35 protein-coding genes are annotated in these 23,505 nt (G+C 46.7%); 32 read left to right on the top strand and 3 right to left on the bottom strand.

Annotation, left to right across the window (positions count from 1 at the left end; all coding sequences use genetic code 11):
* Positions 1 to 14: 14 nt before the first annotated feature.
* The 26 genes from DXC51_RS27945 (at position 15) to DXC51_RS28065 (ending at position 18,292) form a co-directional block, all read left to right on the top strand.
* Positions 15 to 1,436: a phage portal protein gene (locus DXC51_RS27945; protein WP_117531692.1), complete on the top strand. Its 1,422-nt coding sequence runs from the start codon at positions 15 to 17 to the stop codon at positions 1,434 to 1,436.
* Complete coding sequence (locus tag DXC51_RS27950) at positions 1,436 to 3,016, top strand: minor capsid protein (protein ID WP_117531694.1); 1,581 nt, start codon at positions 1,436 to 1,438, stop codon at positions 3,014 to 3,016. The genes DXC51_RS27945 and DXC51_RS27950 overlap by 1 nt, the downstream gene beginning before the upstream one ends.
* The gene (locus DXC51_RS27955; RefSeq protein ID WP_117545900.1) at positions 3,013 to 3,213 is read left to right on the top strand and encodes a hypothetical protein; all 201 of its coding nucleotides are present in this window, start codon (positions 3,013 to 3,015) and stop codon (positions 3,211 to 3,213) included. The genes DXC51_RS27950 and DXC51_RS27955 overlap by 4 nt, the downstream gene beginning before the upstream one ends.
* Positions 3,214 to 3,224: 11 nt before the next feature.
* The gene (locus DXC51_RS29375; RefSeq protein ID WP_146045244.1) at positions 3,225 to 3,416 is read left to right on the top strand and encodes a hypothetical protein; all 192 of its coding nucleotides are present in this window, start codon (positions 3,225 to 3,227) and stop codon (positions 3,414 to 3,416) included.
* A gap of 26 nt (positions 3,417 to 3,442) precedes the next feature.
* Positions 3,443 to 3,574, top strand: coding sequence for a hypothetical protein (locus tag DXC51_RS30345; RefSeq protein WP_278336998.1), 132 nt, complete (start codon positions 3,443 to 3,445; stop codon positions 3,572 to 3,574).
* 168 nt (positions 3,575 to 3,742) lie between these two features.
* Positions 3,743 to 4,234: a phage scaffolding protein gene (locus DXC51_RS27965; RefSeq protein WP_117545902.1), complete on the top strand. Its 492-nt coding sequence runs from the start codon at positions 3,743 to 3,745 to the stop codon at positions 4,232 to 4,234.
* Positions 4,235 to 4,257: 23 nt separating this feature from the next.
* Positions 4,258 to 4,668: a hypothetical protein gene (locus DXC51_RS27970; RefSeq protein WP_117545903.1), complete on the top strand. Its 411-nt coding sequence runs from the start codon at positions 4,258 to 4,260 to the stop codon at positions 4,666 to 4,668.
* A gap of 4 nt (positions 4,669 to 4,672) precedes the next feature.
* Positions 4,673 to 5,692 carry a major capsid protein gene (locus DXC51_RS27975; RefSeq protein WP_117545904.1) on the top strand — a complete coding sequence of 340 codons (1,020 nt, stop codon included), beginning with the start codon at positions 4,673 to 4,675 and terminating at the stop codon, positions 5,690 to 5,692.
* 13 nt (positions 5,693 to 5,705) lie between these two features.
* Positions 5,706 to 6,056, top strand: a complete 351-nt coding sequence (locus DXC51_RS27980; protein ID WP_117545905.1) for a head-tail connector protein — start codon at positions 5,706 to 5,708, stop codon at positions 6,054 to 6,056.
* Positions 6,049 to 6,384, top strand: a complete 336-nt coding sequence (locus DXC51_RS27985) for a hypothetical protein (RefSeq protein ID WP_117545906.1) — start codon at positions 6,049 to 6,051, stop codon at positions 6,382 to 6,384. Before DXC51_RS27980 ends, DXC51_RS27985 begins: the two co-directional genes overlap by 8 nt.
* A gap of 29 nt (positions 6,385 to 6,413) precedes the next feature.
* Positions 6,414 to 6,887, top strand: coding sequence for an HK97 gp10 family phage protein (locus DXC51_RS27990; protein ID WP_278336999.1), 474 nt, complete (start codon positions 6,414 to 6,416; stop codon positions 6,885 to 6,887).
* Entirely contained in the window at positions 6,877 to 7,290 is a 414-nt protein-coding gene (locus DXC51_RS27995) for a phage tail terminator family protein (RefSeq protein WP_117545907.1), read from the top strand. Before DXC51_RS27990 ends, DXC51_RS27995 begins: the two co-directional genes overlap by 11 nt.
* A 1-nt stretch (position 7,291) precedes the next feature.
* Positions 7,292 to 8,335, top strand: coding sequence for a phage tail sheath subtilisin-like domain-containing protein (locus DXC51_RS28000; protein ID WP_117545908.1), 1,044 nt, complete (start codon positions 7,292 to 7,294; stop codon positions 8,333 to 8,335).
* 15 nt (positions 8,336 to 8,350) lie between these two features.
* Positions 8,351 to 8,821 (top strand): phage tail tube protein, encoded by a 471-nt coding sequence (locus DXC51_RS28005; RefSeq protein ID WP_117545909.1) that lies wholly within the window; start codon positions 8,351 to 8,353, stop codon positions 8,819 to 8,821.
* A gap of 11 nt (positions 8,822 to 8,832) precedes the next feature.
* Entirely contained in the window at positions 8,833 to 9,240 is a 408-nt protein-coding gene (locus DXC51_RS28010) for a phage tail assembly chaperone (protein WP_117545910.1), read from the top strand.
* A gap of 178 nt (positions 9,241 to 9,418) precedes the next feature.
* Entirely contained in the window at positions 9,419 to 11,302 is a 1,884-nt protein-coding gene (locus DXC51_RS28015; RefSeq protein ID WP_117545911.1) for a tape measure protein, read from the top strand.
* On the top strand, positions 11,302 to 11,955 hold the full coding sequence (locus DXC51_RS28020; protein WP_117545912.1) for a LysM peptidoglycan-binding domain-containing protein: 654 nt from the start codon (positions 11,302 to 11,304) through the stop codon (positions 11,953 to 11,955). Before DXC51_RS28015 ends, DXC51_RS28020 begins: the two co-directional genes overlap by 1 nt.
* Before the next feature lie 9 nt (positions 11,956 to 11,964).
* Positions 11,965 to 12,915, top strand: a complete 951-nt coding sequence (locus tag DXC51_RS28025; RefSeq protein WP_117545913.1) for an XkdQ/YqbQ family protein — start codon at positions 11,965 to 11,967, stop codon at positions 12,913 to 12,915.
* Positions 12,912 to 13,175 (top strand): hypothetical protein, encoded by a 264-nt coding sequence (locus DXC51_RS28030; protein WP_069153752.1) that lies wholly within the window; start codon positions 12,912 to 12,914, stop codon positions 13,173 to 13,175. Before DXC51_RS28025 ends, DXC51_RS28030 begins: the two co-directional genes overlap by 4 nt.
* The gene (locus DXC51_RS28035; protein ID WP_117545914.1) at positions 13,172 to 13,564 is read left to right on the top strand and encodes a DUF2634 domain-containing protein; all 393 of its coding nucleotides are present in this window, start codon (positions 13,172 to 13,174) and stop codon (positions 13,562 to 13,564) included. The genes DXC51_RS28030 and DXC51_RS28035 overlap by 4 nt, the downstream gene beginning before the upstream one ends.
* Positions 13,564 to 14,586, top strand: a complete 1,023-nt coding sequence (locus tag DXC51_RS28040; RefSeq protein ID WP_243003286.1) for a baseplate J/gp47 family protein — start codon at positions 13,564 to 13,566, stop codon at positions 14,584 to 14,586. Before DXC51_RS28035 ends, DXC51_RS28040 begins: the two co-directional genes overlap by 1 nt.
* A complete protein-coding gene (locus tag DXC51_RS28045) occupies positions 14,586 to 15,386 on the top strand; it encodes a hypothetical protein (RefSeq protein WP_117531712.1) in 801 nt (266 codons plus the stop codon). Before DXC51_RS28040 ends, DXC51_RS28045 begins: the two co-directional genes overlap by 1 nt.
* A 15-nt stretch (positions 15,387 to 15,401) precedes the next feature.
* Positions 15,402 to 16,298 (top strand): hypothetical protein, encoded by an 897-nt coding sequence (locus DXC51_RS28050; protein WP_117531714.1) that lies wholly within the window; start codon positions 15,402 to 15,404, stop codon positions 16,296 to 16,298.
* An 11-nt stretch (positions 16,299 to 16,309) separates the two neighbouring features.
* Positions 16,310 to 16,786 carry a hypothetical protein gene (locus DXC51_RS28055; RefSeq protein WP_117531716.1) on the top strand — a complete coding sequence of 159 codons (477 nt, stop codon included), beginning with the start codon at positions 16,310 to 16,312 and terminating at the stop codon, positions 16,784 to 16,786.
* 4 nt (positions 16,787 to 16,790) lie between these two features.
* Positions 16,791 to 17,516 carry a YmfQ family protein gene (locus DXC51_RS28060; protein ID WP_117531718.1) on the top strand — a complete coding sequence of 242 codons (726 nt, stop codon included), beginning with the start codon at positions 16,791 to 16,793 and terminating at the stop codon, positions 17,514 to 17,516.
* Complete coding sequence (locus DXC51_RS28065) at positions 17,507 to 18,292, top strand: hypothetical protein (protein WP_117545915.1); 786 nt, start codon at positions 17,507 to 17,509, stop codon at positions 18,290 to 18,292. The genes DXC51_RS28060 and DXC51_RS28065 overlap by 10 nt, the downstream gene beginning before the upstream one ends.
* A gap of 8 nt (positions 18,293 to 18,300) precedes the next feature.
* On the opposite strand, the gene DXC51_RS28070 is transcribed toward DXC51_RS28065, so the two are convergent.
* On the bottom strand, positions 18,301 to 18,711 hold the full coding sequence (locus DXC51_RS28070) for a hypothetical protein (RefSeq protein WP_117545916.1): 411 nt from the start codon (positions 18,709 to 18,711) through the stop codon (positions 18,301 to 18,303).
* Positions 18,712 to 18,752: 41 nt separating this feature from the next.
* Between DXC51_RS28070 and DXC51_RS28075 the strand changes: the two genes are divergently transcribed.
* From DXC51_RS28075 to DXC51_RS28100, 6 genes are all read left to right on the top strand, one after another.
* A complete protein-coding gene (locus tag DXC51_RS28075) occupies positions 18,753 to 19,217 on the top strand; it encodes a Gp49 family protein (protein WP_102287093.1) in 465 nt (154 codons plus the stop codon).
* Positions 19,218 to 19,294: 77 nt separating this feature from the next.
* Entirely contained in the window at positions 19,295 to 20,023 is a 729-nt protein-coding gene (locus DXC51_RS28080) for a DUF4376 domain-containing protein (protein ID WP_181970223.1), read from the top strand.
* Positions 20,020 to 20,439: a putative ABC transporter permease gene (locus DXC51_RS28085; RefSeq protein ID WP_117545918.1), complete on the top strand. Its 420-nt coding sequence runs from the start codon at positions 20,020 to 20,022 to the stop codon at positions 20,437 to 20,439. Before DXC51_RS28080 ends, DXC51_RS28085 begins: the two co-directional genes overlap by 4 nt.
* The gene (locus DXC51_RS28090; RefSeq protein WP_117545920.1) at positions 20,436 to 20,753 is read left to right on the top strand and encodes a hypothetical protein; all 318 of its coding nucleotides are present in this window, start codon (positions 20,436 to 20,438) and stop codon (positions 20,751 to 20,753) included. Before DXC51_RS28085 ends, DXC51_RS28090 begins: the two co-directional genes overlap by 4 nt.
* A 17-nt stretch (positions 20,754 to 20,770) precedes the next feature.
* Complete coding sequence (locus DXC51_RS28095) at positions 20,771 to 21,001, top strand: holin (protein WP_117545922.1); 231 nt, start codon at positions 20,771 to 20,773, stop codon at positions 20,999 to 21,001.
* A gap of 29 nt (positions 21,002 to 21,030) precedes the next feature.
* Entirely contained in the window at positions 21,031 to 22,236 is a 1,206-nt protein-coding gene (locus DXC51_RS28100; protein ID WP_117545924.1) for a glucosaminidase domain-containing protein, read from the top strand.
* A 59-nt stretch (positions 22,237 to 22,295) separates the two neighbouring features.
* On the opposite strand, the gene DXC51_RS28105 is transcribed toward DXC51_RS28100, so the two are convergent.
* Positions 22,296 to 22,808, bottom strand: a complete 513-nt coding sequence (locus DXC51_RS28105; RefSeq protein ID WP_102287089.1) for a DUF2335 domain-containing protein — start codon at positions 22,806 to 22,808, stop codon at positions 22,296 to 22,298.
* A complete protein-coding gene (locus DXC51_RS29380; protein WP_146045242.1) occupies positions 22,753 to 22,944 on the bottom strand; it encodes a hypothetical protein in 192 nt (63 codons plus the stop codon). Before DXC51_RS29380 ends, DXC51_RS28105 begins: the two co-directional genes overlap by 56 nt.
* Positions 22,945 to 23,505: the final 561 nt, after the last annotated feature.

The following is a 23,505-nucleotide window of genomic DNA, read 5'->3' on the forward strand; positions in this document are numbered from 1 at the left end:
GGTGATGATAACCGATGAATGAAGAGAAGCCTAATATTGAGGTTGTGAAAAATCTGATAAAACAGAAGGCAGTCCAGCACCGGCAGCATATCAAGCGATGCCAGGAGGCGGAGCGGTATTACCGGAATGAAAATGATATCCTCCGCACTGGTGTGCGCGGCAGAGATAACGAACCTTTGAGGAATGCGGATAACCGGATACCCCGGAATTTCCACGGCCTGCTTGTCAACCAGAAAGCATCCTATGCATTTACGGCGCCGCCTCTTTTCGATACAAAAAACGAAGGATTGAATAAGAAGATTGCGGATATATTAGGGGACCAATACCCCAAAGTCTGCAAGGACCTGTGTATTAATGCGTCGAACGGTGAAGTGGCGTGGCTTCATTATTGGAAGGACGCAGACGGCCATTTTAAGTATGGAATCGTTCCGCCTGAACAAATCATCCCTATTGAGTCCGCAGACCTTGAAAGGAGCCTTATAGCGGTTCTCAGGACATACAAGGATATCGATTTCCAGACAGGGAAAGAAATAACTGTCTGGGAATATTGGGATGCAGAACGCTGTTATTCCTATTACAGGATGAGCAGCACTGTGTCAATTGCCGGCCTTGCCCCTTACAATACATTTCAGCTGCCGGATGAAAACGGGCAGGGGAATGTATTTATGCATGAGTGGGGGCGGGTGCCATTCATTCCATTCCAGAATAATAATATTGGGACAAACGATCTTAAAAATATTAAGCCCCTTATTGACGCCTACGACAAAGTATTCAGCGGTTATCTGAATGACCTTGAGGACGTGCAGGAAATCATCATGATACTTACCAATTATGGCGGGGCGGACTTGGAAGAATTCCTCCATGACTTGAAAAAGTACAAGGCAATTAAAGTGGATGATGATGGCGACGAAGGAAAGGGTGGCGTAGAGACACTGACTATCAATATCCCGGTGGAGGCCAGGGAGAAGTTTCTGGAAATGACGCGGAAAGCCATTTTTGAGCAAGGGCAGGGAGTGGATCCGGATCCGCAGAAATTTGGTAATACATCCGGAGAGGCGCTTAAGTACCTGTACTCTCTTCTGGAGCTGAAAGCTGGGCTGATGGAAACCGAGTTCAAATTGGGATTTGGTGAACTAATCAGAGTAATATGCGAATATCTGCACGCAGAGTGCGGGCAGATTGTCCAGACATGGACCCGGTCAGCTATCAGGAGCGACGCAGAACTGGCGGATATTGCGGCAAAGAGTGCAGGGATTGTTTCCAACAAAACGATTCTCAAAAATCATCCTTTTGTGGAAAACGCAGAAGAAGAAGAGAAGCAGCTCAGGAAAGAAAAGGAGCGGGAAAGGGAAGAAATGGGAGTTTTACCGGACATGTTCCCGCAGAAAAAGAAACCCGAAAAAGAGCCGGGCAAAGAAAGTCAGGGTGATGAGTAATGGGCTATTGGGAAGACCGGCAGGAACAGGCCTATCTGGCAGCCGAGCAAAAGGCTGATGCATACTTTAAGGAGTTAAAAGCATCCTTCCGGCAGGCAAAGCGGGAAATTGAGTATGCCATCAACGATTTTTATACCCGGTATGCCGATGTCAATGGCGTATCCTATCAGCAGGCGCAGATTCTTTTATCAAAGGCCGAAATAGGTGACCTGAATGACTATATCAAGAAGGTGTATGCCCATATAGGGGAATTCGACCTTGAGGTGGAGAATATGTCCATCAAGGCCAGAATCACCCGGTATCAAGCTCTTGAGACGCAGGTGAACGCCATTTTGAATAAGCTGTATGCCGTAGACTACGAACAGCTGAGTGGCCAGACGTTAAAAGAAATTTATGAAGAAGGGTATTTCAGAGAATGGTTCAATATTGACCAATACAAAGGCTTTCATAGTAATTTTGCTGGTATTTCTCCGGAGTTGGTGGATTCCTACGTTTCGTACCCTTTCAACGGTGCGAATTTTTCCACGCGCTTGTGGAAACAGAAGGATTACCTGCAGGCACAGCTGATGGAAGCTATGACAACTATGATGGTGACTGGTGCTCATCCGAGTTCTCTTGCAAAAGATTTTGCAAAAAAGTTTAACGCACGAGAGTTCGACGCCTACCGGCTCCTGCATACAGAGGCCAGTTTTATGGCAAACAGGGCAGCCCATGATATGTATAAACAGGATGACGTGGAAAAATATCAGATAATAGCTACGCTGGACAGCAAGACCTGCGGGATTTGCGGTGAGCTGGATAATAAGGTGTTTGACGTGGATAAAGCGGTTGCCGGCGTCAATATGGCGCCCTTCCATTGTTTCTGCCGGTGTACGGATGTCCCTTTTTATGACGACGAGGATTTATCCGGCCAGACAAGAGTGGCGAGGAACGTTGACGGGAATTCGATTGAGGTTCCTGCGGATATGAGCTATGAAGAATGGAAGGCTCAATTTCTTGATTCAGGAAATGATGGCAGCCAAAAAAGACGAAGGCGTACAAAACAGGAACTGCAGGTGGATAGCGAAAAATATCGGGAAACTATTAAAAAGTACTCAACCCGTGAAAGTAAATGGAGCGGTAATATAGTAGTTGACGATGATAAGTGTAGAGCAGAAAAAATTGCTGGGAGAAAACAGTGGAATTGTGATATACTGCTAAAAAGTACAGCAAGTGACAAAGTTATAATACATGAGCATTTACACGCCTGCTCAGGAAGCTATTTAACGCCGCTTACTATCATACCATATTCCAGTATGGAAGAAGGTTCCGTAGAGCTGCTTGCACGTGAAATTTGCAGGGCAGAGGGAATCCCTTTTATGGATACGTTTAATGTACGTGTTGAAGCATTAAGAGAAATAAACAGCATAGTTCAAATTCGGGAGAATGATTTGGAGTTTGCAGTTTCACTGTTTGGAAAGGATATTCGAAGGAGATATCGTTGGTTAAAAGAGCGGGTAGACAAGCATATCTCTTCGAATCCGGACGATAAGGAACTGTTGGAAGAATTGTTGATGGAAGTAAGAGGAGTAAAACAGTGAAAAAACTATCACCGAAAGAAATTATCCGCCGTGTGGGCGAATTCGCAGAATGGGAAGAAGAAAAGGCATTTATGGCGTTTCGAAAAGATATTTTTGCGGCCTATGATGCCTTGACGGAGGAAGAACAGGAAGAAGTGGACGAATCAATGGTGATGGAGCACATTTCAATGGTGTATTCCTGTTATAAAGAAGCATAAGTGGCCATAGGATGAAGACAGAGAAAATGAATCTAAGGTTACCAATATGTGATCGCTGTAAACATTATCTCGATGAGAAAGAGATAATCATGTGTTGTGAAGCTTTTCCTGATGGCATTCCCGTCGAAAAAATGCGGATGGAAGATGATGGGATTGAATGTTATAATGGAATTTACTTTGAAAATGTAAATCCTGTGGAGTAACCGATATTTTTGGGAGGTTTTAGTATATGGGAAAGGAGAATTTGCCTTGTAGAGTTAATATTGAGGATATCCCAGCCGATAAGATGGTCGAAGATTATCCGGAAGATACTGTTTTTGTATGGAAAAACAATGAGCCTACATATAATGACTCTGACTGAGATGAGTAAGAAACTGAATATATTGAAGCATAAAACACGCAGGTTTATTCTGGGTGTTATTTTTTCGCCTTTTTCTGCAGGCGTTAAAGAACAGTACTACCCTGCCGGGGGTATAGCCGGACGAACCCAAAACCCGGAGAGCGGGAATAAAAATCTATGGAGGCAATTATGGACTGGTTAAAAGAACTTTTAGAAAAAGCAACAATTACAGACGGTAAACTGGATGTAGTAGCATTGATGGAACTGGTAAAGGTGGAATTCCCGAAACATGCCGTCCCCAAGAAGGATTACAACGATAAGGTTACGGAACTGAAAACGGCGGCTGAAAACATAAAAAAGGAATATGCCTTGAAGGAAAAACTCACTGCAGCCGGCGTATTGGATGCCGATTATATCATCTATAAACGGGGTGGTCTGGATAAATTTACATTTGACAAGGACGGCGCCCCTGTAGGTGTAGACGATGTGATTAAGCCACTGAAGGAATCTTCCCCTCATCTGTTTAAGGCCGCAGAGCAGCCTCCGGCAGGCGGGAAGAAAAGCGGATACACACCGAAGGCCGGGCAGACAGATGAGGGAAGCCTTGCAAAATCGGTTGCAGAATCCTTAAACAAGGCCGGAGCGGCCACAGACAACCCTTACGCAAAAGCGTGGGGATGATAAAAGAAAGAGAGGAATAGAACATGTTTTATACGAAGAAGACCTATGACAATGCGCCTGAATTCCTGAAAAGTGAACGTTATCAGAATATCAGCTGCACAGTGTCTGACACGGGAGTAACAGCCGATGAATATGGAAAGAAGTTTGTCCTCGCAGGCACACTTCTGGATGCCGCAGGCAAAGCTGTAAAAATCACAAGAAGCGGCTCAGTGGATGCCTATACTTATGCACTGTCTGCTGATCCGGCGGGAATCCTGTTTGATACCGTAGAGGTGACACATGGACCGCAGCCGGGTGCCTTGATGATTGACGGCTCTGTCAACACAGAACGCCTTCAGGGGAATTACGTTGTGGAGTCCGTGCAGCAGCTCGTTGTCAAAATGCCGTTTATCAAATTTTTTGTAGACGGCCAGTTACAGATTAAGGAGGGCTAAGATAATGCCGAGAGTAGAAGAATTACTGACACCGAGGGAACTTATTGATTACACAAAAGAGCGCACGCAGGAGGCGTACATGGGGGAAGTCCTCTTCCCCGAAAGAAAGACAGAGGCGCTGGAGATTGACATCATCAAGGGGGCCAGCAACCTGCCGGTATCCGCAAAGGTGCATGCCTTTGATACTGAGGCGGAAATTGGTTCCAGAGAAGGCGTAGAAAGCTTTACGCAGGATATGGCACTGATTAAGAGAAAGATTAAAATTCCGGAAAGAACCATAATCGCGCTGGAAAGTCCCAGAAATGATAATGAAGAAGCAGACATGATCAGGCGTATCTTCAACGATGTTGACAACCTTGTGGCATCTGTGCGTACCAGGGTAGAGGCAATGAGAATGGAAGCGCTCTCCACTGGAAAAATCCAGATAAATGAGAACGGGGTAAAAGCATCCATCGATTACGGCATGCCGTCCGCGCATAAGGCGGCCAAGACATGGACAAGCGGTACACCTACAATCCTTGAGGACATGGATTACATGGTAGATAAGATTGTAGGCGATACAGGTTTTACCCCCACCAGAGCGCTGACTTCTAAAAAGGTTCTCAATGCCATTTTGAGGGACGAGAGGATCCGCGCAGCAATCTATGGCGTGAACAGCGCAAAGATGCTGACGGTAACCGAGCTGAATGCGTTTCTTGCACAGCAGAAACTTCCTCAGATTGCCATCTACGATAAGAAATACAGGGTACAGGACGCAAAAGGCGGCTATGCTGCGAAACGTTTCCTGCCGGAAGATGCTTTTGTCATGATGCCGGATGGAAAGATGGGAGATACCTTCTACGGTGTGACTGCGGAAGAACTGGAGCTGCGTAGGAATCCCAGTGTGGATGTGACCGCAGTAGGAAATATTATCGTGTGCCAGTATAATACCGAGGACCCTGTAGCAAAGTGGATCAAGGCCGTGGCTACATCGCTTCCTTCTTTCCCTTATGCAGATCAGGTATTCGTGGCGACCGTTGCTTAAGGAGGTGCGGAGGATGACGAAGGAAGAAATGCTCCTGAAAGTGAAAAGCAACTTAAAGCTTAATGATGATACGCAGGATTTAGCAATATCTGATGTCATTCAGGACACCTGCACCTATTGCAACCTGCAGAACCGCCTTCCGGAGGAAATGGAACCCATAATCCGTCGGAAGGTAAAGGCCATCATGGATTATGAGGCGGCCAATGGGGCCGGATATGCCAAGGAGATCCAGAGTATTAAAGAGGGCGACGGCACCATTACTTATGCCCAGACAGACGGAAATACCCGTGCTACCATCTATGGTTTAGGCAGGGAAGACAAGGCTCAGCTGAGGCGGTTCAGGAGGTTAAAAGGCTATGGTTAACCCGTATGCAGTGATGTATGATGCCAGGATGACAGTCAGACGGTGGCAGGATGCGGAAAAGGATGGCTTTACCACGCATGAGGCCATAGAGGTATGCTCTGACCGTCCTTGCAGGTACAGTTCCTCCGGCCAGGCTGTTGTGGGCGCCCCGAATCCGTCCATCCAGAACCGGCATACCCTCTTTTGTGGTATTGAAGAGGATGTTAAAGAAGGGGACGAAGTAGTGGCCACGCTACGGGCGGGGAAGCAAGTTACGCTGAAGCTGGGAGAGTGCCATCCTTATACCTATCAGTGGCAATGTGAAGTGGAAAGAGATGATAATGCGTGAGTAGCAGTAATTACAGGCGAAACAAAGCCATGTGCGATCAGTTCCGCCGGGAACTGGCTGCGATGATAGATGACATCAGAGACATTGACAAAAAAGTTCTCAATAAATCTGTAAACCAGGGCGTGGCCTTTGCAAAAAGGAATACTCCTGTAGGAGTGCATCCAAACCCCGTATCCTTTACTGTGAAGCATGGCAAATATGCGGGAAAAGAGGTTAGTTTTAAAGTAAGCAATCCTGGCGTTGGTGGAAAATTAAAGGAAAGCTGGCGTAAGTTACCAACAAAGAAATCGGTAGGAGGAGTTGAAACGGAGGTATTAAATTCTCAATTTTACGCCTCTTACTGGAACGATGGACATAGAATAGTAACCAAAAAAGGCGGGCCGATAAAAGGCTTTGTAAAAGGTACTCATGTCCTGGAAAAAATGAAATCCCACGTAGCACGCCAGATGGTAAAGAACTTCGAAGCCGAAGTAAAGGCGGTGCAGAAAAAGCATGATAACTGAATTATATAAAGAAATGGCGGCCGCATTGAAGGCTGTGAAGGATTGTCCCGTATACAAGGAGGACATCCCACAGAACTTCAGGCAGCCGTCTTTTTTGGTTGAAATTTATGACCAGAACCCTTCCCGGGGAATCAATGGCCGGATGAAAAATACCGTCAGCTTTGACATTCTGTATTTCCCGGAATCCCGGAAGGATGAGGAAACGGAGTGCTGGGAATGCTGGGAAGTAGGAGAGGCGCTGAATCGGGGATTTCAGCCGGAGCATTTCAAAATAAAAAATCGAAACATGAAAATAACGGACAAGGTGTTGCATTTCCAGTTTGATGTGGATTACCGGGAAGTAAAGTCGGAACCCATGCCATTGATGCAGGAGCTGGTCCAGAACACGAGAATGGAGGAATGACATGTCGGGAACATGGGAAAGCCAGAATAAAGTATTGCCTGGCGTATATCTGAACATAAAGACAAATGAGCCTCTGTCTATTACTCCCGGGGACCGGGGGACTGTGCTTCTCCTGCAGGAAATGGACGCAGGGACAGACGGTGAAATCTATGAGGCATCCGCACTGGAGGCAAACTGGCCGGAAGGAACTGCGGAGGCTGATAAGCTGCTGACAAAAGAAGCGCTGAAGCTGGCGAAAACAGTACTGATTTATAAGCTGCCTGACAGTCACACAGAAGCACATGTGACGGCGGCCCTGGAGACGGCAAAGACCGTCTTTTTTAATGTGCTCTGTTATCCTTACGATGGAGACGGAAAAGCCGCAAATAAGGCTGCTATCGTGTCCTGGATTAAGGCGATGAGAGAAGATGAAGGAAGAGGCTGCCAGGCCGTTCTTGCAAATCAGGAAGCTGATTATGAGGGCGTTATCAATGTGACACAAGGAATTAAAATGTCCGGCGGAACCGAATTGACAGCAGCACAGGTAACGGCTTGGGTGGCCGGAGCCACAGCAGGAGCAAGTATAACAACATCAAACACAGGAACAAAATACGTGGACGCTGTTGATGTGATACCGCGCATGAGCAAAAGCCAAATGGAAACAGCGGTAAAGGCGGGGCAGTTCATTTTTAAGGTTGATACCTCCCAGAATGTAACTGCTGTATATGATATTAATTCCCTTGTTTCCACCACAGTGGAGAAAGGAAAGCTGTTTACCAAAAATCGGATTGTCCGGACGCTGGACAATATCCGCAACGACATCACCACGATATATGAATCTTCCTATATCGGAAAAATCAACAACGACGCAAACGGGCGGAACCTGCTGAAAGCTTCCTTATCGGAATACTTTACAGAGCTGCAGAACATGGGCGCAATACAGAATTTTGACCCCGCAGATATCACTGTTGAGGCCGGCGTGGATTTCGATGCAGTGGTGGTTACCATAGCTATACAGCCGGTTGACAGTGTGGAGAAGATTTACATCACTGTGAATTTGTCATAAGGAGGTGGACGGAAAATGGCATATACAAGAATTACAGACCTGGTAACCAGTACGGAAGGAAGCGCTTTTATCACCGTGAACGGTAAAAACCGGTACTTTTTTGAGCTGTCGAAAATAGATGCCAGCATTGAGTTTAAGGTGGTAGCAAAGCGGCTCCTGGGGCACCGGATGACCCAGCATAAAGTGGTGGGCGCCGAAGGGAAAGGCAGCCTGACGATCTACAATGTGAGCGGCGATACACTGCAGATTTTTATGGAGTACAAAAAGAGCGGCATCTACCTGCCGATTACCATCCAGACAACTAATGAGGATCCCCAGTCAACGATAGGCCGCCAGACGGTGGTTATGCGAAACTGCGTTCTGGCAAAGATTCCAGTTGCTTCCCTGGATGATTCCAGCGAGGATTTGAGCACGGTTGATACTGATTTTACATTTGACGATGTGGATAATCTGGAGCAGTTCCAGATCCCCGAGAATTTCAGATAAGGAGATAAAATATGGCATCATTAAAAGCATTTTTAAATCCCATAACGCCAGAGGAAAAAGAAGTAATTGTATCGGAACGTTTCCAGGAGGACGGAAAGCCAGTACCTTTCAGAATACGTGCCCTGACCCAGAAAGAGAATGAACAGCTGGTTAAGAAACATACCAGGGTGGATAAAAAAACAGGGAACGAAATTTTCAACCGTATAAATTATAATCATGACATGGTTGCGTCGGCGGTTGTTTTCCCTGATTTAACGGATGCTCAATTGCAGAAAGCGTACAATGTGGCTGGCGAAATAGAACTGTTGAAAAACATGCTGCTGATTGGGGAATTCGTCACTCTGGCCGCAGAAGTGCAGGAACTGAGCGGGCTGGATAAAGATATCAACGATGATATCGAAGACGTAAAAAACGGATAAAGCAGGGCGAATCCGATTTTGTGTTAGCGCATTTTGCCCTGCAGAAGCTACATATTTTACCATCCGTACTTGAAGAATTGCCAGAAAGGGAACGTGCTTTTATATATGGGAGTATCATGCAGCGTGTGGAGGACGAGAAAAGAGAGGCGGATAAGCTGAAGAGATAGGAGGTATCTGCATGCCAACATTAAGTGCTATGTTTAAAATACTGGACGGTGGATACAGTTCCGCTCTGAACAAAATCAATTCAGGCATGGAGAAAGCTATCCAGAGTACGCTGGGAGCATCCCGCGGAGTTGATAAAGTCAACACTGGCCTGGAAAAGACAGGGCGTGCCGCCAATACGGGGGCGGCAGGGCTTGTTAAAGTTGAAAATATGATGGAGTCAACTCAAAAAAGGGCTTCCTCCATGAATTCCACACTTAAAGGTTTAGTCGGGACTCTGTTAAGCCTGGGAGCGGCAAAAAAAGTTATGGACATGACTGATGTCTACACCAATACAAACGCCAGGCTGAATATGGTAAATGACGGTTCACAATCGCAGGAAGAACTTCAGCAGAAAATATTCGCCGCCGCAGACCGGTCACGCGGTAAATATGCGGATATGGCAAGTGCGGTTGCAAAGATGAACCTGCTGGCAGGTGATAATTTTGCTGGCAATGATGAGGCTATCCAGTTTACCGAGCTTCTCCAAAAGTCATTGAAGGTGTCAGGAGCAGATACATCTGAACAGCAATCAGCATTCCTGCAGTTATCGCAGTCTATGGCTGCGGGTAAGCTGCAGGGGGATGAATTCCGTTCCGTAATGGAGAATGCTCCGATGGTGGCGGATGCCATTGCCAAATACATGGGAAAGTCAAAAGGCGAATTGAAAGAACTTTCTTCAAAAGGTGAGATAACGGCAGACATCATTAAAAATGCTTTGTTTTCGGCCGCCGATGACATTAACGGAAAATTTGAAAGCATGCCGATGACCTTTGCAGACATTTGGACGCAGATGGGAAACCACGCAATGGAATCGTTTGGCGGAGTATTCATGCAGCTGAATGAATTGTTAAACTCATCCGGGGCGCAGGAATTACTGGCAGCATTCGGCGCAGGGATTGATGCAGTAGCAGATGGCGCCAGCTGGCTGATTAGCACAATTACTTCGGGTGATCCAATTGTAAAGACTTTCTTTGCTGCTGCTATTATTATGGCGGGATTATGGGCAGCGAAAATGTTAGTTGCGGCAGTTGCTTCTATGGCTGCGGTCTGGCCGTTAATGTTAATTATAGGGGTAATTGCACTTGTTATATTGGGATTGACTTCAATGGGGGTGACATACAGCCAGATATTCGGAACGATCGGACAAGGATTGGGGATGATATATGCAGTTGGCTATAATATCGTAGGAAATCTATGGAATATATTTGTTTCATTCGCTGAATTTTTAGCAAATATTTTTACAAACCCGTTGGCGGCTATTGTGAATTTATTCGTAAATATGGCAACCAGTGTGTTAGGCGTCATCGAGAGTATCGCTAAAGCAATTGATACTGTATTTGGCTCAAACCTTGCTGGGGCGGTGAATGGTTTTTCCAGTAAACTGCAGGCGTGGGGAGATTCCTTTAAGGATTCAAATTATATATCTTTGGATGATATGCGCATGGACACGAAGAACATTATGGAAACGGGTTCGGATTGGGGGGCAAAGGGATCTGACATGGGAGCCTTCATTGATGATTGGGATTTCCAAGGAAAGGCGGCTGATACCTCCGTTGCATCAGGTGCAGGCATAAAGGCCGTACCTTACGGCTCTTTGAGTAACCCGGCTACAGTGAAGGGAAAGGGAAAAGGCGGGGCCATAGACGTAGATATGTCGGATGAGGACATTCAGTACCTGCGGGATATCGCCCAGAGGGATTATGTGGCAAAGATATCTACCAATACCCTGGCGCCCAATGTGAAAATTGAGTTTACAGGCCCTATTACCAAAGAGGCTGATGTGGATGCGGTGGCTGCAAGAATGAGCGAAAAAATGAGAGAAGAAATAGCAAACAGCGCGGAGGGCAAATATTGATGGGATACGCAGTATATTTTGAATCGTCCACCGGTACCTTCCGCGTGCCGGTGAACCCGGAAGAAATCAGCCAGAGCAGGAAACAAAATAATGAAAAGTATAATATCCTGAAAGGCGGGCAGGTAGTGGTCCCCACCTATGTAGAATTGGAAGAATATTCTTTCGAAACAGAGTTCCCTCACCAACATACGCACTATTCGGAATCTGATTTTACAGCGGCAACCTCTCTATTGTTTATGATTAAGACCTGGCAGGAAAGTAAACTGCCGGTCCGTTTTATCGCGGTGGGTGAGGACAGTGATATCAATAAGCAGGTGCTTATAGAAGATGTGCGGGCTACTGAAAAAGCCGGTGAAGAAGGGGACCAGTACGTGTCCCTGAAGCTGTTGGAATATATTCCGCCGGCAAAAAGATTCATCGCGGTTCCGCAGCCGGCAGGATTGGTAAAGCAGGAGGACGCCGGCTCACTGCAGAACCCTGAAACGATAGACGGAAAAGAATATACCATCCAGAAGGGCAATACTCTCTGGGGACTTGCAAAGAAGTATTACGGAGACGGCGGCCAGTACACAAAAATCTATGAAGCAAATAAGGATAAGATTAAGAATCCAAACCTTATATATCCTGATCAGGTTATCACAATACCGGAATAGGAGGGCAGGATGGAATTACTGGTGGAATCGAATGGTGTTATATATGATATGACCAGCTGCTGCACAAAACTGTCTCTGTCGGAATCGCTGAATGACGGTGCCGGCAGTCTGGATTTTACATATCTGTATGACGGCACTGAAATTATTCAGAATGGCTCTTATGTCCGGTTGTGTAATACCAGCGAAACAGACGGCGTATTTTTCGGACGGGTGTTTAAAACCGGCATGGGGCAGGATAAAGAGGTTAAAGTAAAGGCCTATGACCAGATTCGCTACTGCAAAGCAAAAGATACCATAACTATCGAGAATGAGACACTGACGGACCTTGTGACCCGGATGTGTAATTTTTTTCAGCTGCAGACTGGCAGCCTCATGCCAACAGGATATGTCCTGCAGGCAAAGCCGCAGTGTGACAAAACCTGGCTGGATATTATTTACGGAGCTGTAGGAGATACCCTCATCGGTACTGAGCATATGTATTGTCTCCGGGATGAATATGGCTCAGTCTGTCTGCGGGATATTGCAGACCTGCAGCTGCCGCTTATCATTGGCGATAACAGTCTGTGCTATGAATACGACTGGGAGAAATCCATAGACGATGAATTTTACAACCAGGTGAAACTAGTATCCGGAAATAAGAAAACAGGCCATGCTGACGTATATATTACGAAAGATACCGGATCCATTGAAAAATACGGCATGCTTCAGTATTACGAAAAACTGGAGAATGATTCTGACCCGGCGAAGGCAAAAGCTAAGGCCAACGCCCTCCTGAAACTTTATAACCATGAAAAAGAAACGCTTACCTTTAAATGTATGGGGGACCTGTCTGTAAGGGCAGGAAACAGCATTTACGGAAGCATTGAGGATATACGGCTGAACCGGCGGCTTATTGTGCAGAAAGTGACTCATGATTTTCTTCCGGTGCACACCATGACACTGGAGGTGATGACCGGATGATACGTGAGATTAAGCAGATCGTAGAAAATTATATCAACAACCGGAATATGGCCTCTCTGGTTATTGGGACCTATGACGGAAAGTATATTGTAACGGATAAACAGAAAATGAAGATTCCCATGTCCTGTGTGGCGGGGAATCTTTTATCTTCCCTGAAAATAGGTGACCGGGTTTATCTTTTCCAGAATGATGGTGGGGCTGACTTTTATCTTTTGGAAATTATCGGGCTACCGGCAGTATTGGAGGAAAGAAAACCATGAGAAGTTATCTGTTGACTACAGAAACCGTGCTGCAGGAGCCGGAATACACCACCCTCACCCACAAAATGACAGAAGAGCGGGTAACAGGGAAGGTTGATGGTATCAAAGCCCTGGAGCAGGCCATCTATAAAATCCTTAATACAGAAAGATATGAGTATCCGATCTATACTTTTTCTTATGGTGTTGAGCTGAAAAAATTGATTGGCAAGGAACAGCCTTATGTCCGGTCAGAATTAAAGCGGATTGTCCGGGAAGCGCTCCTGCAGGATGACCGGATCCTCCAAGTGGATGGATTTCAATTTGTATTTGAAGGGGACGCCTGCCATTGCTCTTTTAATGTGTCAAGCATCTATGGCCCTCTGAAAATAAAGGTGGAGGTGGGAATTTAGTGTATGAAAATAAAACTTATGAAAATCTGCTGAATGGAATGCTTGAGCGTGTGCCGGATGACATAGACAAGCGCGAAGGCAGTATTGTTTACGATGCTTTGGGGCCGACGGCGTATATCCAGGCCGAGCAGTATTTTCTAATGAATAACTACCTTGACCTGGTACTGCCGGATAAATCTGTCGGTGAGTTTCAGGATAGGTTCCTGGTTGCTTTTAACCTCTTCCGCAAACCTGCAGTAAAGGCTATTCGGAAAGTGGAAACCACAGGGCCGGTAGAACTTGACTCTCGTTGGGAATTGGAGGACACCACATACATAATTACAGAACGGGTATCTGAAACTGAATACAGGGCAGAGTGCGAACAGGTGGGAACTATCGGAAATATGTATTTCGGGAAGATGGTTCCTATTTCTTATGTTGTCGGCGTTGAGGTGATACTCTCAGATGTGTTGCTGGAAGGAACAAATGAGGAATCAGATGACGCTCTGCGGGAACGTTTCCTTATCAAGGTAAGAAAGCCTTCCACCAGTGGTAACATCTATGATTACTATAACTGGGCAATGGCCTGTAAGGGAGTGGGAGCCGCTAAAGTATTCCCGCTGGCCTATGGTCCCGGTACCGTTAAGGTGGTAATAGCCGATGAAGATAAGACGGCAGCTACTCCTGCCCTCCTGAAAACTGTCAAGGAATACATAGAGGAAATGCGCCCTATCGGGGCCACAGTGACCATTGCATCAGCGGAGGAACTGCCAGTCAATATCATGGGCAGAGTTAAGCTTAAAAACGGGCTGAATCTTGGGAAGGTGCAGGCGGCTTTCCGGACGGCGTTCAATGCTTTTCTAAAGGATAATGCATTTGATATTAGTTATGTCGGGTATGCCCGCGTAGGTAATATCCTTCTGGAGACTGCCGGGTTAGAGGATTATGCTGACCTTACCATTAATGGTTTTTCACACAATATCGAGCTGACAGATGAGCAGATAGCCGTCATCGGGACCGTGACGCTGGAGGTGATGGGATAATGATGGAGCTTTCCATATTTCACGAAAAACTCAATAAGGTAGATGGTAACGCCTATGTCATTGAGGAAGAAATCCATATGCCCGCCAGCGGTATCTATGACGAGGAGCTGCAGCACGATAATATCGTGGACAGCACCTTATCAGTGTATACCGGTCCAACCTTGACCGGAGAGCAGATACAGACCTTTGCCCTGTCTACTCCCAGCACGATGCCGTGGAAGCGGATAATCAGAATCCAGTCGGATGCTTCAGTGGTCTACGTTACTTATGAGACGGTGGGGGATACCGTGGAGGCCGATGATATCAACCGTGTGCAGGAAGCCGTTGTGAAAACGCAGGGTGGAGTCAATGCGGAGGAGGCCAGGGCAACTTCGGCGGAAGCAGAGTTGACGCGGAACCTGCAGACGGAGGCTGACCGTGCTGCGGCAGAGGAGTTGCGATTGGATGGCCGGATTGATGCTGAGATGGCGCGGGCGCAAGAGGCCGAAGAGGTGTTGTCTCTACGGCTGGATGCAGAAGTAACCAGGGCGGAAACTGCTGAGCAGGAAAACGCGGATGCCATAGCGGTAGAAGCTTCCCGGGCGTCTGCCGCTGAAAAAGTGCTTACCGATAACCTGGCGGCGGAGTTGTCAAGGGCCACGGGAGCAGAGCAGCAAGTTGCGGATGACCTGCAGGCCTTTGCCGAGGACGTGATAACCAAAGAGGAGATTGACGCCCTGGACGGTATCGAACCTGAGCCACCAGAAAACCAATATAGGCCGATGACCGTTGAAGAGATAGACAATATCATAAACCAATAAGGAGGTAATTATAGTATGGCATTTTTAGATGCTGGAGGCGTCGAACACCTGTGGACGAAAGTTAAGGAGTTACTGAATGGGAAGGTATCAACAGGACGAAAAATCAATGGCAAGGCCTTGACGGCTGACATTACATTATCTGCAGCTGATGTATCTGCGATTCCCGCGGCACAGAAAGGGGCTGCGGGTGGCGTAGCAGAGCTTGACAGCGGCGGAAAGGTACCGGCCGCCCAGCTGCCGTCTTACGTGGACGATGTGGTCGAAGGGTATTTAAGCAGCGGTAAATTCTATAAGGAATCTGCCCACACAACAGAGATTGCAGGAGAGTCTGGAAAAATTTATATAGATATTACATCTGGTAAAACTTACAGGTGGTCAGGGACCGCCTATGTTGTGGTATCGGAGACTCTTGCACTTGGAGAAACCGCCAGCACTGCATATAGGGGGGACCGCGGGAAAACCGCCTATGACCACAGCCTGGCCGCCCATGCGCCCGCAAATGCAGAACAGAATGTGCAGAGTGACTGGGCGGCAACAGATACTGGTTCTGATTCCTACATCAAAAACAAGCCGACATCGATGCCGGCAAATGGCGGTAACGCTGCAACAGTTGGAGGCCATACCGTTGCGGTTGATGTGCCGGCCGGCGCCAAGTTTACGGATACGACCTACAGTACATTTAAGGGAGCAACAGCATCAGCAGCTGGTGGGGCCGGTCTTGTACCGGCACCTGCAGCCGGTGCGCAGTCAAAATACCTGCGTGCAGATGGTTCCTGGGCATCACCTGCAAATACTACTTATGGCACCGCTACACAGAGCGCGAACGGATTAATGAGCGCCGCCGATAAGAAAAAACTGGATGGCCTCGTTCCTATGACAAACGCTGAGATTGACGCTATTCTAAACTCCTGAGGAGGTGGATTATGTCATATTTGGATCCAAATGGGCTGAGCCGTTTATATGGAAAAATAATGGCCCACCTCAACGCTAAAGTGGACAAGGTGACCGGCAAGGGGCTGTCCACAAATGATTTTACGGCTGCCTTGCTAAAAAAACTGAACGGCATTGCTGAGGGCGCCAATAAATATGTACATCCGACAGATTCAGGGAATAAACATATTCCTGCCGGCGGGGCCAGCGGACAGATATTAAAGTGGAAAGCTGATGGCGATGCGGCATGGGGCGTTCCTGAATCTGGGTACACCCATCCAAACAGCGGTGTATCGACCGGTACATATAAATCCGTGACTGTAAATGCGCAGGGCCATGTTACTGGCGGCAGCAATCCGAATACTCTTGCTGGTTATGGTATTACAGATGCGGCTGCCAAAAATCATAATCATGATACTGTGTATATAAAAAAGGGCGCTGTTACCTGGAACGACCTGAAAGGGAGCTGATCGAATGTACGGAAAAAATCAATATGGCCTGATACAGTATGCCAGGGACTCCACTCCCGACAGCGGACAGACGGATTATTATATTGACCTTAAGCAGTATGTTCCTCCCTTCGTCTATGAAAAAAAGGAAATGGACGCTCTTTATACCGCGCAGGGATATGAAGCGGGGCTGGCCCGGCATAACCTGGAGGATTTGGTGGAACAGTGTTTTGTATCTACGGCAACATGGGGGCTGATACGGTGGGAGGAGGTTTTCGGAATTGCCACAAACATGTCCTTATCTTATGAGCAGCGCCGGGAAATCATAATGGCGAAGATAAGGGGCCAAGGAACTACCACGGCGGAGATGATTAAGGACGTTGCAGAAGCCTTTTCTGGCGGCGAAGTGGAGGTTATCGAGGATAATTCCAACTATCATTTTATCGTCCGCTTTATTGGCATTTATGGCATCCCACGCAATATGCAGGCGTTTATCACGATGCTGGAAGAAATAAAACCCGCGCATCTGTGGTATACATTTGACTACAAGTACATTAAGTGGAATGACTTGAAACCGAGAACCTGGAATGACCTGCGGCCGTATACGTGGAATGGGCTGCGTGTCAATGAAATAACTCCGTTTGTATCCTGGAACGGGCTGCAGGAAGAAGAATATACCTGGAACCGCCTGGCAGCCTACGGATGGGAAAAAGTAAAAGAAATAGAGGAGGCAAAGAGAATATGCAATTAACACCTAATTTCCGGCTGATGAAGCCGGATGGAACCGATCCTGTAAACGTACAGGACCTTAACGACAACATGGATGTTCTGGACGCGGAAGTCGTAAAAAAACTTGATAAAACTGGGGATGCCAGCAATGTGGTAAATAAGTTTACCCAGGCTGGAAGCCGGACAAATTTACTTTCTGGGGAAAAACTGTCAGTATCATTTGGGAAAATCATGAAATGGTTTGTAGATCTTAAAGATGTTGCGTTTTCTGGGAGGTACTCAGATTTGACGGATAGGCCAACAATACCCGCTGGCGGGATTGCCGATAAGTCTAAGATTATTGATAATCTGGACGATATTGCGGCAAATACGCAGACAGGGTATATGGCGGGGGCACTGGCGGTAAAGGAGTTAAATCAGAATTTAGCGCAGGGTCAGATCGAATTTGATGTTGACGCCACCGGAAAGGGCTTTTACCGCAAACGAGGTGCTGATACATGGCTCCCTTTTAGTAATGCATTGGTATTAATGGATGGCACAGGATCCTATGCCTTCGGTGGTATCAATAACGGATATTATTCCAATTTTCAATTAGATAATTTTGACTATTCAGCCTATTCTAAGATTAGAATTACAAATTTAGGAACATATCCTTTTGAAGTAGTATGTGGTACTACTTCTTATACCTCCCCCGGAACATTTGATATCAGTGCGCTTAAACAAACCACCCTACGCATTTTTTATCGCGGTGCAGCTGTAAACCCTCCAATCCTGTTAAAGGTGGAATTGATTCCGTAATGCCCACTTTAAGAGAATTTTATATTTTGTACAATACCTGAGCCAAGCATTTCCACACGAAAATATTTATATGAAGAAACATCATACTCTTTTGTTTCATTGGCGGAAGAAGTACAGAATCCTAACGAAGTACCTGTATTTATCACATAAGTTGATTCATTGCTTCCCATAAACCAGATAGCAGATCCACTTGTCTTACAGGTGAATAATATCTTGTTACAATCGGATACATCAAATTCAGCCGCAACTCTTCGGTATGTAGGTTCTGCCTGAATATATGATGTGTTGCCCAAGTTACCCAATTTTTTTGTCACTGTATCGGCACCAGTGGAATATGTAATGTATACTCCGTCCTCCCTGGCGTCCATGCCCTTAATTGCGCCACTGTCATTCAGGGCACCTAAATTCTGATTTAACAACTTAAGCTGCCGGCTGCTGAGTGCCGGGGAAAGAGAGATTTATGAAAAAATATATAGGAACAAAATTAATAGAAGCAGAACCTATGACAAGAGGAGAGTATAACACATATAGGGGATGGCAGATTCCTGCGGATGAGAAGCCAGAGGATGGTGGATACCTGCTTAAATATCCTGATGGGTATGTAAGCTGGAGTCCGAAGGAGATATTCGAAAGGGCTTATCTTCAAGTTGATGATAATGAAAATCTGCCTTCAGGAGTATCTATTGGACAGAAAATGGTGGAAGAGTTTGTTGCATATACAGAAACAATGACACTGGGAGACAGAACAACGGTTGTTAGGTGTGTGCTGCGAAATGGGTTTGAAATTGTAGAATCATCTGCCTGCGTTGATCCTAAAAATTATTCGGAAGAATTGGGTGCAGAAATCTGTATGGGAAAAATAAAAGATAAGATTTGGGAACTTCTGGGATTCCTGTTACAGACTGCTTGGCATGGAATTAGATAGATCCATTTCTGATTTAACGGCAGTAAAGAAATAAAACTATAAACAAAATATCGTAAACAGAAAGGAGGTATGCATCTATGGCGTACCTTAATTTTTTGCAGTCCAAAGATTTTATAAAATGTTCTGTGGTTCCGGCCGGGAATATAGTAACCATTAAATTCCCGGAAGGTACAGAGCCGGTAATAAGTACAAAGGGCTTCCGGCTGTATCTGGACGCGGCGGGCGTTCTGGATATCGGCGGGGATGATTACCTGGGATACACAACCATATACCGTAACGACGAGGTGACGGCGGCATACAACGGTTATCAATTATCTTGTGACGGCAGCATATGGACTCCCCCGGAACCTGCCCCTGAACCCGAACCGGCGCCGGAGCCAACGCTTGAAGAATTGCGGGAGTCGAAGGTACAGGAAATGAATGCGCTGCAGCAGGCCGCAATCCAGAGCGGCGTTAATGTCACGCTGACAGATGGGACAGTGGAGCATTTCACATTGACGGAACATGACCAGACAAGCCTTGTAGGCCTGCAGAGCCAGGTGGCGGCCGGAGAGGATAACATTCCCTGGCACACCAGCGACGAGGGCGAACACTGTAAGTTTTATAGCAATGCAGATATGGGGCTGATTATTACGCAGGCTATGGCATGGGTGACATGGCACGTTACATATTTCCGGGACCTGCGCATATACATCCGCAGTTTGTCCACAAAAGAGGAAGTATCCGCCGTGACCTATGGCGTGGAGTTGCCGGAGGCATACCAGAGTGAGCCGTTGAAAGTGATGATTGCGGCTCAGGCAGTATGAGGGGGGTAAGGCCGCTGGTGCTGTGGTGCATCGGCGGCCTATTGTATGTGCTCTGCGAACTTGTGTTTCGCGGGCGGAGCCATTGGACTATGTTTATTGTGGGCGGCCTCTGCTTTTGGTTTATTGGGCTTATCAACGAGGTTATCCCCTGGGATATGCCGGTATGGCAGCAATGTATCATCGGGGCAGTTATTATAACTACGGTGGAGTTTATAGCCGGATGCATTATTAATATTTGGCTTGGCTGGCAGGTCTGGGATTACTCAGGGCTGCCTTTTAACGTTCTGGGGCAGATATGCTTGCCATTTACTGTGCTTTGGGGTTTTCTGGCGGCGGCCGGAATCATACTGGACGATTACCTGCGGTACTGGCTCTTTGGCGAGGATAAGCCGCATTACTCATGGAGGTGCACATGACGGACGAAGAGATTGCTGTAAAGCTTACAGTCCTGGAACAGGAGGCAAAATCCGCTAAACATCGTCTGGATGACTTGGAGGTGCAAAACCAAGCCATCCAGAACCTGGCCCTATCCGTCAAGGAACTCACCATCAATATGACACGGATGATGGAGGAGCAAGAGAAACAGGGTCAGGATATTGATGCATTGAAAGCGGAGCCTGCTAAGAGATGGAAGGATTCCACGAAAGCCCTGTTTACTGCAGCGTTGGGGGCTATTGGGGCGGCTATGGCGGGCGGAGTTATTTATTTAATAGCACAATTTATGAAATAGGAAAGGATGGATTGATTATGAAAAAGAGAAATTGGAAAGAGTGGGCCAAGCGTGCAGGAGTGAGGGCGATTAAAACCACGGCGCAGACTTTTGTGGCTACCATTGGTTCGGCTGCTGTATTAGGAGCGGTGAACTGGCCGATTGTGTTCAGCGCATCGGCGTTGGCCGGTATCTTGTCTCTGGCTACATCGGTGGCAGGCCTTCCGGAGTTGCCGGAACCTAAGACGCAGGAGACGGAGGGGGAGTAATCCCCTTCCTTTCTTTTTGGAGGAAAACTATGAGAATAAACATACACGCCGGGCATAATCCGGACGGAATGGCCGCCTGCGGTGCTGTGGGGCTTATCCGAGAGTCCACGGAAGCCCGGGCGGTGAAAGATAGGGTAATGGCACAATTGACCGCTATGGGCCATACAGTGCATGATTGCACCTGCAACAACGGCACGGGCAAGGAGGATGTACTCAAGCGTATTGTGGCAGCCTGTAATAGTCATGAGGTGGATATAGATGTGTCCATCCATTTCAACGCCGCAGCGAATCCGAAGCCGGACGGGAGGACAACGGGAACGGAAGTCCTGGTGTATGGCAAGGCTTCCCCCGCCGTCCCCTGGGCACAGCAGATAGCCGATAGCATAGCGGCGCTGGGATACCGTAACCGTGGCGTTAAGGAGCGCCCGGGGCTGTATGTCCTCAAGCATACCAAGGCACCGGCTCTGCTGGTTGAGTGCTGTTTTGTGGATGATCCGGACGATGTGGCGATATACAACGCTGACCGTATGGCTGCGGCTATTGTAGCCGGCATAACTGGACAGGCTGCAGAGACCACGGCAGATGCGGCAAGGTTGGCGGCAATGAGCCGGGAAGAATTTGTGGAGTACATTGGCCGGATGGCTGCGGCCGACATGCAGACATCCGGCATCCTGGCAAGCGTGACGGCGGCGCAAAGCATTCTGGAGTCGGGCTATGGTAAGTCAGAGCTGGCGCTGCAGGCGCTTAATCTGGGCGGGATGAAAGCGGAGCTGTCCGGCAATACATGGGCGTCAGCCTGGGACGGCCGTGTCTATATCAAGGATACAGCGGAGCAGCGAGAGGACGGCAGCTATTACACAATAACGGCGGCTTTTCGGTCTTATCCATCGGTGGCGGCATACTTAGCTGACCATTCCGCTTATCTGGCCGGGGCAAGGGCGGGAAGTGACCTGCGGTATGCTGGTGTAGTTGGTTGCAGAGATTACCGACAAGCATTCCAGATTCTGAAAGATGGCGGATATGCTACCTCCTTAGAATATGTAGGCAAGCTCTGTGCAGTGGTCGAGCGCTGGAACCTTACCCGGTTCGATGGTGTATCTCAGGAGCCGGATGGCAGCCTGTGGGCCAATATCGCTGGACTGTCATATACCTGGGCGGAGGCATCCAATTTTGGGCAGATGCTGGCTCAGAGCGGGATACGGACGGAGCTCCGGCGAGTAAACATATTGGAATGACGTGCGATGCTACACAATTAAAATAAAAGAGGGGATGTTTCCCCTCTTTTTTATGTAGATTAATCATCCTTTTCAGAAATTGATTTAGATGTTTTGGTATGTGCACTACGTGTACCTTTAATAAAAGTAGCAATAACCGAACTTATTCCAGCCATTCCAAGTATTGAACCAGATATTGCACCACTATTTTCAGGGACAAGAATAACAATAATTATAGCCGCAATTATACAACTTGCACCTAGAAAAAAAGCGAATAAAATGCCTAATAGACTATCTCTTGATTCTATATCTATTATTTTCTTTTCCATACTCTGACGATGTTTTGCCTGATTTTCAGCCATTGATAATATTCTGTCTGCTGAACCAGGAACAATATCCTCATATCCCTTCATGATACTGGGAGGAGGCAGCGGGCCACTAAATTCACTCATTACACTGGTTACAACTTGGCGAACCTGCTCTCTTTGTTCCTCCTCCATTTCAGCATCTACTTGAAGGCTGGCTTCCGGTTTAGTATCAGCTGCGGGCTTGCTTAAAACTTCCTGTGCCTTTTCGGATTGCGTTTCCGACATTTTCCCAATCACTCCTTAGTGCATCATAGTCTTTTTGCTTATTACCAGAAAGATCCGGCCATGTTTTTCCAACACCACCTAAATCTAGAACTTTGACATACCCATCAAGGAAATTTTTGCTTATTTTGATTTTCATATAATCACTCCTTTACAAGCATCGTTTCCATAAATAATACACATGTTACTAAAATGCATATTATTTTGTATTCTTATTATAACCTATCATATGTAAAAATCAATGAATAGTGTATTAATTTTTTTTCTATTTATTAAAATTTTTAACAATTTATATGTTTTTGTCTGCATATGGCGATATATGCTGATTTTTGCAAAAAAGTAGTTTGGTGTTGTATAAGTAACCAGACAGGGCGTAGCCGCTCTGGGGGTCCCCCAATACCTGGGGCGGTTGTTTATTTAAAAGCTTTTCTTTATGTGTTTGGCCTGCGGGAGGGATACCTGTAGAGCAATTAAAAAAGAACAAAAATAATAATCAATAATACGAAATAAATAAGTTTAAAAACTGAATAACTCGTGTTGCATTTCGTGTTGCATAGTATGGTATTATAATATAATTAAGCCGATTAAAATGCGAAAAACTGTATTATAATACAATGCATAATCCCGCATTTACGCCATTCCCCGTAAATACGGGATGTGTTTCTACCTATTATAATGGGTTCGAATCCCCCGTGCTTCA

Source organism: Eisenbergiella massiliensis (genome assembly GCF_003435485.1).